Below are 11,103 nucleotides of genomic sequence, written 5' to 3'. Positions count from 1 at the left end.
GCCTATCAAACCGATGCCTCCCATGCCACAATTTGCCCCGCTCCAGAACGACACCTTCCTGCGTGCGCTGCTGCGCCAGCCGACCGACTACACGCCGGTATGGCTGATGCGCCAGGCGGGCCGCTATCTGCCGGAATACCGCGCCACCCGCGCGCGCGCCGGCTCGTTCCTGGGCCTGGCAAAAAATCCCGACTACGCCACCGAAGTCACGCTCCAGCCGCTCGACCGCTTCCCGCTGGACGCGTCGATCCTGTTCTCGGACATCCTGACTGTGCCGGATGCGATGGGCCTGGGCCTGTATTTCGCCGATGGCGAGGGCCCGAAGTTCGAGCGTCCGCTGCGCACCGAAGAGCAGGTCCATGCGCTGGAAGTGCCCGACATGGTGTCGCTCGACTACGTGTTCAAGGCCGTCACGCAGATCCGCGGCGCCCTCAATGGCCGCGTGCCGCTGATCGGCTTCTCGGGCAGCCCGTGGACGCTGGCCTGCTATATGGTCGAAGGCGCCGGTTCGCGCGAGTTCCACACCGTCAAGAAGATGCTGTACAGCCGGCCCGACCTGATGCACCGCATCCTCGACATCAATGCCCAGGCCGTCACCGCCTACCTGAACGCGCAGATCGACGCCGGCGCGCAAGCCGTGATGATCTTCGATTCGTGGGGCGGGGCGCTGGCCGACGGCGCCTACCAGACCTTCTCGCTGCGCTACATGCAGCAGATCCTGGCCGGCCTGCAGCGTGAAAAGGATGGCGTGCGCATCCCGGCTGTCGTGTTCACCAAGGGCGGCGGCATCTGGCTCGACCAGATGGCCGATATCGGCGCCGATGCGCTGGGCCTGGACTGGACCGTGAACCTGGGCACGGCACGCGCGCTGGTCGGTGACCGCGTGGCGCTGCAGGGCAACCTCGACCCGGCGATCCTGTTTGCTGCGCCGGACCAGATCGCAGCCGAAGTCGAGCGCTCGCTGACGGCGTATGGCACGCCGTCAAACGGCCACGGCCACGTGTTCAACCTGGGCCACGGCATCTCGCAATTCACCCCGCCGGAATCGGTCACCGCGATGGTCGAAGCGGTGCACAGCTTCAGCCGCAAGCAGCGCGCCGCGTAATCCTGGCCACGGCCTGCGGCGCACTTGCAAGAGCGTGTTGGCAGGCCGACTTCCTCACTTGTTCACAACTTCCGCAAATCCGATAAACGTTCCTGTGGACATCTCGATTTTTCGTGTTTACGCGCAAGTCAATGATTCATAAGCGTTTTATGCCAGGGTTATGCGATCTGGCTGTCTTGTTGATGAAGGTTGTCCAGCAGAATTCAGCCGGATTCGGCGCCTTGTTCACAAAGTTATCAACAGGCCTTGCAAGAACGGGGAAAAGTGCTTGGTTTACCGGGACTTAGCGTCACACTTCATGTATCGCCTTAACTATATGACGCAGTGCAGTGAGTTTTCCACGGAAAATTGCAGAGTTATGCACAAGGCGCGAAATGTGGTCGAGGTTGTTAACAGGTTTTTCGGTGAATTTCCAAGCCATTGATTACAAAGACTAAAATTGTCTTGAATTCGAGAATTATCGTCTGTGACTTGATCTAACGTAAACCTTTGATGGGGTCAAGTCCCCCGCTATTCACAAAGTTCTCCACAGATTTGCACAGGACCCAGATTGTCAACCAGCATGCATGCACCGGTCGAACCGCACTGCTTCCTCGAAGTGGTGATCGACACGCCGCTCAACAGCAGTTTCGATTACCGCTGGCCCTGCCAACCCGGTGACGAACCGCTGCCCGGCCAGCTGGCGCTGGTGTCGTTTGCGCGGCGCGAGGTGATGGCCCTGATCGTCGCGGTCAAGTTTACCAGCGACGTGCCGCCCGAAAAACTCAAGGATGCGCTGGCCGTGCGCAGCGAGCTGGCGCCGCTGTCCGCGCGCTGGCTCGCGCTGGCGCGGTTTGCCGCCGAGTATTACCAGCGCCCGCTCGGCGAAGTCGCGCTGCCCGGCCTGCCGAAGAACCTGCGGGTACCCAAAACGGTGGCGCTGGGGCGCGCGCTGAAAAAGCTGGCCAGGCTCGACGCCGCGCAGGACGCCACTGCGGTGGGCATGCCAGTGCTGAACACGGCCCAGCAGGAGGCGGCCGACGCCATCGGCGGCGCCACCGGTTTCAAACCGTTCCTGTTATGGGGCGTGACCGGCAGCGGCAAGACCGAGGTCTATCTGCAAGCCTGCGCCCAGGTGCTGGCGCGCGACCCGCAGGCGCAGATCCTGATCATGGTGCCCGAGATCAACCTCACGCCGCAGCTCGAAGGCAATATCCGGGCGCGCTTCCCGGGCATGATGCTCGCCACGCTGCACAGCAGCCTGTCCGAAGGCGAGCGCATGCTGCACTGGCTGGCGGCGCACCTGGGCCAGGCGCGCATCGTGCTCGGTACGCGGCTCTCGCTGCTGGCCTCGCTGCCGCATTTGCAGCTGATCGTGATCGACGAAGAACACGACCCGTCATATAAGCAGCAGGAAGGCTTGCGCTATTCGGCGCGCGACCTGGCCGTCTGGCGCGCGCACCAGCTCGGCATTCCGATCGTCATGGGCTCGGCCACGCCATCGCTCGAATCGTGGCACCACGCGCGCTCGGGGCGCTACACACGGCTCGACCTGCGCGAGCGCGCCGTCCAGGATGCCGTGCTGCCGCGCGTGCGCCTGATCGACATGGAGCGCGACCGCGGGCGCGACGGCCTGACCGCCGAGATGGTCGCCGCGCTGCGCCTGCGCCTGGAGCGTGGTGAGCAGTCACTGCTGTTCCTGAACCGGCGCGGCTACGCCCCCGTGATTTCGTGCGACGCCTGCGGCTGGATCAGCGACTGCACGCGCTGTACCGCCTTCATGGTGCTGCACAAGCCCGAGAACCGGCTGCGCTGCCACCACTGCAGCCTGGAGCTGCGCATCCCGCGCTCGTGCCCGACCTGCGGCAACGTCGACATCCAGCCACTGGGCCGGGGCACGCAGCGCGTCGAAGAAGGCTTGCGGGCGATGTTCCCCGAAGCGCGCATCCTGCGCATCGACGCCGACTCCACGCGCCTGAAGGGCAGCGCGCAGGCGGCGTTCGACAGCGTGCACCGGGGCGAAGTCGATATCCTGATCGGCACCCAGATGGTCGCCAAGGGCCACGACTTCAAGAAGCTCACGCTGGTGGGCATCCTGAACCCGGATACGGCGCTGTTCTCGCAGGACTACCGCGCCAGCGAGCGCCTGTTTGCGCAGCTGATGCAGGTGGCGGGACGGGCAGGGCGGGCTGGCGCGCCGTCCGAGGTACTGGTGCAGACGCGTTACGTGCAGCATCCGCTGTACGGCGCGGTGATGCGCCACGATTACGAGCGCTTTGCCGGCCAGTTGCTGGATGAACGGCGCGAAGCGGGGCTACCGCCGTACATGTACCAGGCCTTGCTGCGGGCCGAGGCGCGCGAGCTGCCGATCGCGATTGCATTTCTGGAGACGGCGCGTGATTGCCTGGCGCACGACGGGATCCTGATCAACGACCCGATCCCGATGACGATGACGCGGGTGCACAATATGGACCGCGCGCAGTTGCTGGTGGAGTCCAGCTCGCGCCCGGCCCTGCAGGCCTTCCTGCGCGAGTGGATGGAAACGCTGCGGGCCATGAAGGCCCGCGTGAAATGGTCGCTCGAAGTCGACCCGCTCGATATTTAAGCCACGCTGGCAGCCTTGCGCGCCGCCTGGCGCCGGCGGTTCGCGTAGCCCATCATGGCCAGGCCGGCGCCCAGCAGCAGGCCGGTGGCTGGCTCAGGTACTTCCGCGCTGGCGGGTTCCACGCCAAACGTGATGGTGCCGAAGTTCCAGATGCCATCGGCGCCGTCGATGTCGTCGAAATCAGTTTCAAAGAATTCCAGGCGCAGGATACCGTCGGCGCCGACTGCAAAACTCAGGCCGAGGTCGACCAGGTCAGCGAAACCGGAATAGGTTCCAGTCCCTGGATTTTCGTCGATGAAGCCTGGATTGAAGAAGAGGCCGTTAGCCTGGCTGGAGTCCTCGAACCCGAGCGTCAGTTCCGACAAATAGCTCGGACTGAACGCCGTCAGGTTGAACGTGTAGCTGACGGTGGTAATGATCGAATTGGCGCCGACATTGAACGTCAGCACGGTATTCGTCTCATCGCCGTAGAGGCCATGGCTCTCGATCCCACTGACATTGACGGCCAGGGGCGCGGCAAACACGGATGAGCAAACGAACAGCGACAGGCTGACCAGCAATCTGTTGAGCGAAGCGAATGTCATGACATCTCCTGGGGTGGGGTTGAGCCCGGGATGCATGCAAATACCGTGCCGCAGTGAAGAACTCATCCATGTTGTTGATTCCGTTAGGAAAAATCAAAGCAATATAAATTGTCATTCAGAATCTGTAAAAGTGGTCGACATTGCTTGCTGTACTGTTGGTTGCAAGCCTTGGGCGCGCCAGTGGGCATCCAGCCTGAAATGCCACCTGCGCACGTGAAATAGCGTATCGTTTTGCCTGTCAACAGCGAAAGAGCACCATGAAACAACTGAACGTGGATGTCGCCGTCATCGGCACCGGCACCGCCGGCATGACGGCCTATCGCGCGGCCAAGGCCCAGGGCGCGCGCACGGTGGTGATCGAGAGCGCACATTACGGCACCACCTGCGCCCGGGTCGGCTGCATGCCGAGCAAGCTCCTGATCGCTGCGGCCGAGACGGCGCACACGCTGCACACGTCCGGTCCGTTCGGCGTGCATGCCGGCGAAGTGCGGATCGATGGCCCGGCCGTGATGGCGCGCGTCCAGCGCGAACGCGACCGCTTCGTCGGCTTCGTGCTCGAGGCCGTGGAAGCCATTCCCGCCCAGGACCGCCTGCAGGGCCACGCGCGCTTTACCGGCCCGTGCACGCTGCAGGTCGACGACCATACCGAAATCCACACCGGGCGCGTCGTCATCGCCACCGGCTCGACGCCGCTGCGCCTGCCGCAGCTCGATAATGTCGGTCCCGGCATCGTCACCAGCGACGACGTGTTCTACTGGAATGACCTGCCAGCGTCTGTCGCCGTGATCGGCACCGGCGTGATCGGCCTGGAACTGGGCCAGGCCCTGAGCCGGCTCGGCGTGCGCGTGCGTTTCTACGCGCGCGGCGGCTCCATCGCCAATATCAGCGACCCCGAAGTGCTGCGCTGCGCGGCGCAGGTGCTGGGTGAGGAGGTCGATATCGCGTTCCAGACCGAGGTCGTGGGTGCGAAGCAGGAGGGCGACGAGGTGGTCTTGCATGTGCGCGACGCGCTGGGCAAGGAAAGCAGCGAACGCTTCCAGTACGTGCTGATGGCAGCCGGGCGCACGCCGAACGTGCATGACCTGGGGCTCGAACTGACTGGCCTGGAGCGGGGCGATGACGGCATCCCGACCTTCGACGCGCGCACGATGCAATGCGGCACCAGCCATATCTTCATCGCAGGCGACGCCAACAACGAGCGCCCGCTGCTGCACGACGCGGCCGATCACGGCAAGATCGCCGGCGACAATGCGGGCCGCTATCCCGACGTGCGCCCGGGCCTGCGCCGCACGCCGATCGCGGTGGCCTTCACCGAGCCGAATATCGCTACCCTGGGCAAGAGCTACCGGGAATTGTGCGCAGGGGGCCAACGCAAGTTCGCCGTTGGCAGCGTGTCGTTCGAGAACCAGGGCCGCAGCCGCGTCATGTTGCAGAACAAGGGGATGCTGCGCGTGTATGCCGAATACGGCTCGCGCCTGTTCCTGGGCGCCGAGATGATCGCGCCGCGCGCCGAACACCTGGCGCACCTGCTGTCATGGGCATGCCAGATGCGCCTGACGGTCGACCAGATGCTGGAGATGCCGTTCTACCATCCGGTGATCGAGGAAGGTGTACGCACGGCGCTGCGCGCCCTGGCGACCAGCCTGTCGCAGGGCGAGAGCGCGACCTACGCAGCCGAGACCCAGCCGGGCATCTAGGCCGCGTCGCCGGACCGCCGGACCGCCGGATCGCCGGACCGCCGGATCGCCGGACCGCCGGATCAGTTGAGCAGGGTGGTCGCGAGCTTGCCCTGGCCGGCCAGCTGGCGCAGGATGCGCACGGTGTCGATGTCGGCTTCTTCGTAGGCCGACTTCTTGAATTCGTCGTACATCGCATTGGCCTGGTCGACGTGTTCGCCCATGCCGTCGTCGTAGCAGAAGCGCACCAGCAGCATGGCCTCGGTGGGCGCCTCGATCATCATGCGCAGCGTCGAGGCAGCGATGTCGCCCTGGGCCGGCACGTCGTAATGCACTTCCTGCAGCGGGGTCAGGGTCACCTTGTCTTCGATCACCAGCGGGCCGAAGGTCAGGCGGCGGCGCATGACGCCGGCGTCGCGCTCGAGGATCTCGCAGGCATCCAGGTGCGGGATGAACAGCTTCGGCTGCTCGGCGCGCAGCACCAGGCCGTGCCACAGCTGCTCGCGGGTGAGCGTGTCGAGCAGCGGGTTCATCGGATCGTTGATTTCGACGAGATGTTCGAATTTCATGGGGCAGATTTCCAGAAAAATAGGGCGACGGCGTCGCGCGTGGCGCAGCGCCTGCAAAGGTCGCATGGTACCCGATCCCGGTCTGCCTCGCAGGCGCATGCGGGGAAGCAGGCGCGCAACGGCGGCCTGTTGCAATCCGGCCTTGGTTGCCGCGCGCCATCGCCCGCTGCGCCCGCCACATTGTTACAATCGCTCTCTGTCCCACCGAAAACTTCCCCATGTCAAACGCACCAAAGTTCGGCCTAAACGGGCCGCAGAGCGAAGCCGCGCTGTATCTGGACGGCCCTTGCCTGGTGCTCGCTGGCGCCGGGTCCGGCAAGACGCGCGTGATCACGCAAAAGATCGCCTACATGATCGAGCACTGCGGCTACGATCCCCGCACGATTGCCGCCCTGACCTTTACCAACAAGGCGGCGCTCGAGATGCAGGAGCGCATCGCCAAACTGCTCAAGCAGCCGAAGCAGGCCAAGCAACTGACCGTGTCCACCTTCCACTCGCTGGGCGTGCGCATCCTGCGCCAGGAAGCGGCCGGGGTGGGGCTGAAGGACAAGTTTTCGATCATGGACAGCGACGATTGCTACACGATCGTCTCCGACCTGGCGCTGAGCACCGACAAACAGGAAATTCGCCGCATCCAGAACACGATTTCACTGTGGAAGAACGGCTTGGTCGATCCGGAAGACGCGATCAAGGCCGCGCGCGACGAAGACGAGGCGCAGGCCGGGCGCGTCTACCGCAGCTATGTGGCCACGCTGCAGGCCTACCAGGCGGTCGACTTCGATGACCTGATCCGCCTGCCGGTGGAACTGTTCCGCAACAACGAGCCGATCCGCGACCGCTGGCAGCGCCGCCTGCGCTACCTGTTGATGGACGAATACCAGGACACCAATACCTGCCAGTACGAGCTGGTCAAGCTGCTGGTGACGGGCCTGGGCAAGAAGCCGATGTTTACCGCCGTGGGCGACGATGACCAGGCGATCTACGCGTGGCGCGGCGCCTCGGTCGAGAACCTGAAAACGCTGCAGGTCGATTTCCCCGACCTGCGCGTGATCAAGCTCGAGCAGAACTATCGCTCCACGACGCGCATCCTGCAGGCTGCCAATGCCGTGATCGGCAACAACCCGAAAATCTTTGAGAAGTCGCTGTGGTCCGAGCACGGCCTGGGCGAGCCGATCAAGGTGATGGGCATGCAGAACGACGATCAGGAAGCCGACCAGATCGCAATGCTGATTTCGTCCGAGCACTTTCAGCGCAAGAACAACTGGTCTGATTTCGCCATCCTGTATCGCGGCAACCACCAGGCGCGCGTGATGGAGCAGGCGCTGCGCAAGGAGCGCATCCCGTACACGATGTCGGGCGGCCAGAGCTTCTTCGACAAGGCCGAGATCAAGGACATCATTGCCTACCTGCGCCTGATCGCGAACCAGGACGACGACCCGGCCTTCATCCGCGCGATCACGACGCCCAAGCGCGGGGTCGGCATGGCCACGCTGGAGGTGCTGGGCGAATTTTCGAAGCAGTGGAACTGCTCGCTGTTCGAGGCGGCGCGCAAGGGCGGCATCGAAGCCAAGCTGGCCGAGCGGCAACTGGGATCGGTGCGCAACTTCTGCCACTTCATCAGCGAGCTGGAAGACCGCGCGACGCGGCCCGGCCCGCTGGGCGCCGGCGACCACGCGGCCGAGGTGCTCGACGACATGATGAAGGAAATGAATTACGAGCATTACCTGTACGAGGGCTTCGATGACCGTGCAGCCCAGGCCAAGTGGCAGAACGTGCTCGAATTTACCAACTGGCTCAAGGACCGGGGCCGTGGCGGGCGCGACCGCGATGGCGAAGAAAAAAACCTGCTGGAACTGACGCAGATGGTGGCGCTGATGTCGATGCTCGAAGGCCAGGACGAGGAACAGGATGCGGTGCGCATGTCGACGCTGCACGCGTCGAAAGGGCTGGAGTATCCGCACGTGTACCTGGTCGGCGTGGAAGAGGGCATCCTGCCGCACAAGGGCGATCCGGACGCCTCCATCGAAACGATCTCGGCGCGCATCCAGGAAGAACGGCGCCTGATGTACGTGGGCATCACGCGCGCCCAGCGCACGCTGCACGTGAGCTGGTGCAAACGGAGGAAACGCGCGGGCGAGCTGGTCAATTGCGACCCGTCGCGCTTTATCAAGGAAATGGCGCTGGACGTCGGTGAGGCCGCACCGATGGAGTCGGAAATACTGAGTCCAAAGGCAAGATTGGCGAGTTTGAAAGCCTTGTTGGCAACACCAAGGCCGGTTCCGGAATAAACCGTTGTGCGCAAGCCTTGATCGATCGGCAAGTCGTGCGCACGATTGAAATGCTATTTGACTTCATGTGTCGAGCAAGAAATACTTGCCGGGATAACGAGATTTTGATATCTAAATTCCCACGGCATTTACCTTGCTGCAATAATTTTCGACTGATTCATGGCTACTCCTTCCGACATCACCGTCACCCCGCTTACCGGACTGAACCACATCGACGCCTTGCTGGACAAGGGCCCGGACTGGAACTACCTCAGCAATAACAACGCCAACGTCCTGTTCTACACGTTCTCGATCACTGCGGGCAATGAAAGCGGCCGGACTGGCCAGGAAGCGTTCAGCGCATCCCAGCAAACCAATGCGCGTACCGCGTTCAGCTATCTGCAGCAAGTGACCGGGATCCAGTTCCAGGAAACGGCATCCGGTACGGGCGCCCAGTTCCATCTGGCCAATCTGGACCTGGATGGCGCCTACACGACGGGCCTGAACAGCTGGATATCGCAACGCAGTGGCACCGAGACCACGCTGACCGCGTACAACGCGAATGCCTACGTGTACCTGGACAACGCCGAGTGGCGCGGGATGACGCAGAACCTGACAGTCGGTACCCAGGGTTACGAAACCCTGCTGCACGAACTGGGCCACGCCCTTGGCCTGAAGCACCCGTTCCCGGAACCGGGTGACGAAGGACAGCCCGTGCTGCCAGGCAGCGAAGACAACACGAACAATACGATCATGTCGTACACCAGCGCCGGCGGCTGGCACAGCACCTACAGCCCCTACGACATCGCCGCACTGAACTGGCTGTATGGCGGCGATGGCCTGCGTGGCGAGCTCGGCATCAACAGCACGACGGGCGGACGCTATCTGACGGGCAGCTACAAGGACGACGTCCTGAACGGCACCCAATTCAACGACACATTGCAAGGCAACGGAGGTAACGACATGATTGACGGCGGCGCAGGAACGGATACGGTAATTTTCAACAGCAATCGTGGTGCATATGCATTCTCCACGCTGGCCGATGGCGCGCTGTCGGTGTCGGGCGCCGATGGCACCGATACGCTGCGCAATATCGAATGGCTGCAGTTTGCCGACATGCGCGTCGAGCGCGCGAATGTGACGTCGGACATGACCGCGCCATCGGCCCCGGTCATGGCGGTAACGCAGAACAGCGCGAATTACGCGACGACTGGCAACATTCTTGCCATGAACGGCAGTGCCGAAGCGAACTCGACAGTCAAAGTCTATATCGGCGACAAGGTGATCGCGACCACGGTGGCAAATGCAGCCGGCTTGTGGAGCGTGCGTGCGACGGACGCGCTGCCCGATGCGCTGGGTTACCGCGCCTTCGCCACCGCGACAGATGCAGCAGGCAATGTGTCCGGCGCCAGCAATCAAGTGCTGTTCCATATTGATTCGACGCCGCCATCGGTTCCGACCATGAACGTGGCACTGACGAGTGGCGGCAATCTGCCGGTATTTACCGGGACCGGGGAAGCCGGCAGCACGATCGAGCTGTACCGCGATGGGGATTTCATCAAGATCGGCACGACCAAGGTCGGTGCAGATGGCAACTGGGCATTCGCGTCGCAGCCGCTGCCGAACGGTAATTACAATGTCATCGTGGCGTCTGTCGACGGCGCCGGCAATGCGCGCGCAGGACAAGTGACCAGCGCGTTGACGATCAATCACAATGGCTTCCAGGCAGGCACGGCCGGTGCCGACCAGGTGACGATGAATGCAGGCAGCAATGCCTTCGATGGCGGCGCGGGTCTCGATGTCGCGGTGTATGGCGGCTCGCGCGATGCCTACACGATCAAGAAGGAAACCTGGGGTTACTCGGTGACTGCGCCAAACGGCGAAGTCGATGGCCTGTTCAACGTTGAACGCATCAAGTTCGACAATGGCTGGAAAGCCATCGACGACACGTCGGCCCAGATTTTCCGCCTGTATGCGGCAGTCCTGGACCGTCCTGCAGAAGAAGTTGGCCTCGGTTACTGGAACTGGCGCATGGACGGCGGCACCTCGCTGCAACAGGTTGCAGCGGAGTTCATGAAGCAGACCGAATTTTATACACTGTATGGCGAGAACCCGACCGACGAACGGTTCATCGAGGCGCTGTATCTGAATGTGCTGGGTCGTCAACCGGATGTCGGTGGCCAGTTGTACTGGTCGCAGGTGATCGGCCAGAACGGCCGCGCCCAGACGCTGATCGACTTCGCGGAAAGCCCGGAAAACCAGGCGCTCGTCATCGAGACGGTCGGCAAGGGCCTGGACTTCATTCCGTACGCCTGACC

General features: G+C 63.1%; 7 protein-coding genes. 5 read left to right on the top strand and 2 right to left on the bottom strand.

Annotated elements, in window-relative coordinates; genetic code table 11:
- The first annotated feature begins 22 nt into the window (after nt 1-22).
- Together hemE and AC56LN_RS08390 are read left to right on the top strand one after the other, a co-directional pair.
- Entirely contained in the window at nt 23-1,105 is a 1,083-nt protein-coding gene (hemE, locus tag AC56LN_RS08395; protein WP_499570908.1) for a uroporphyrinogen decarboxylase, read from the top strand.
- 562 nt (nt 1,106-1,667) lie between these two features.
- Nucleotides 1,668-3,689: a primosomal protein N' gene (locus AC56LN_RS08390; protein ID WP_499571597.1), complete on the top strand. Its 2,022-nt coding sequence runs from the start codon at nt 1,668-1,670 to the stop codon at nt 3,687-3,689.
- Here the strand turns inward: AC56LN_RS08390 and AC56LN_RS08385 are convergent.
- On the bottom strand, nt 3,686-4,273 hold the full coding sequence (locus AC56LN_RS08385; RefSeq protein ID WP_499570906.1) for a PEP-CTERM sorting domain-containing protein: 588 nt from the start codon (nt 4,271-4,273) through the stop codon (nt 3,686-3,688). The genes AC56LN_RS08390 and AC56LN_RS08385 overlap by 4 nt on opposite strands.
- Before the next feature lie 257 nt (nt 4,274-4,530).
- Between AC56LN_RS08385 and AC56LN_RS08380 the strand changes: the two genes are divergently transcribed.
- Nucleotides 4,531-5,970 carry a dihydrolipoyl dehydrogenase gene (locus tag AC56LN_RS08380; protein WP_499570904.1) on the top strand — a complete coding sequence of 480 codons (1,440 nt, stop codon included), beginning with the start codon at nt 4,531-4,533 and terminating at the stop codon, nt 5,968-5,970.
- A 62-nt stretch (nt 5,971-6,032) separates the two neighbouring features.
- On the opposite strand, the gene AC56LN_RS08375 is transcribed toward AC56LN_RS08380, so the two are convergent.
- Nucleotides 6,033-6,518, bottom strand: a complete 486-nt coding sequence (locus AC56LN_RS08375) for an SRPBCC family protein (protein ID WP_499570902.1) — start codon at nt 6,516-6,518, stop codon at nt 6,033-6,035.
- A 218-nt stretch (nt 6,519-6,736) separates the two neighbouring features.
- On the opposite strand from AC56LN_RS08375, the gene AC56LN_RS08370 reads away from it, so the two are divergent.
- Both AC56LN_RS08370 and AC56LN_RS08365 read left to right on the top strand, forming a co-directional pair.
- Nucleotides 6,737-8,806 (top strand): UvrD-helicase domain-containing protein, encoded by a 2,070-nt coding sequence (locus AC56LN_RS08370; RefSeq protein ID WP_183555152.1) that lies wholly within the window; start codon nt 6,737-6,739, stop codon nt 8,804-8,806.
- A gap of 159 nt (nt 8,807-8,965) precedes the next feature.
- Nucleotides 8,966-11,101 (top strand): DUF4214 domain-containing protein, encoded by a 2,136-nt coding sequence (locus tag AC56LN_RS08365; protein WP_499570900.1) that lies wholly within the window; start codon nt 8,966-8,968, stop codon nt 11,099-11,101.
- Nucleotides 11,102-11,103: the final 2 nt, after the last annotated feature.

The organism is Telluria sp. ZT3P26 (assembly GCF_059686035.1).
Note: the sequence above shows the minus strand (reverse complement) of the source record. Positions and strands in the feature narration are given on the sequence as shown.

Bases quoted from the DNA above. Each gene is read 5' to 3' on its own strand.
- AC56LN_RS08365 (WP_499570900.1), top strand. From the start codon at position 8,966: ATGGCTACTCCTTCCGACATCACCGTCACCCCGCTTACCGGACTGAAC.
- AC56LN_RS08370 (WP_183555152.1), top strand. From the start codon at position 6,737: ATGTCAAACGCACCAAAGTTCGGCCTAAACGGGCCGCAGAGCGAAGCC.
- AC56LN_RS08380 (WP_499570904.1), top strand. From the start codon at position 4,531: ATGAAACAACTGAACGTGGATGTCGCCGTCATCGGCACCGGCACCGCC.
- AC56LN_RS08390 (WP_499571597.1), top strand. From the start codon at position 1,668: ATGCATGCACCGGTCGAACCGCACTGCTTCCTCGAAGTGGTGATCGAC.
- AC56LN_RS08385 (WP_499570906.1), bottom strand. From the start codon at position 4,273: ATGACATTCGCTTCGCTCAACAGATTGCTGGTCAGCCTGTCGCTGTTC.
- hemE (WP_499570908.1), top strand. From the start codon at position 23: ATGCCACAATTTGCCCCGCTCCAGAACGACACCTTCCTGCGTGCGCTG.
- AC56LN_RS08375 (WP_499570902.1), bottom strand. From the start codon at position 6,518: ATGAAATTCGAACATCTCGTCGAAATCAACGATCCGATGAACCCGCTG.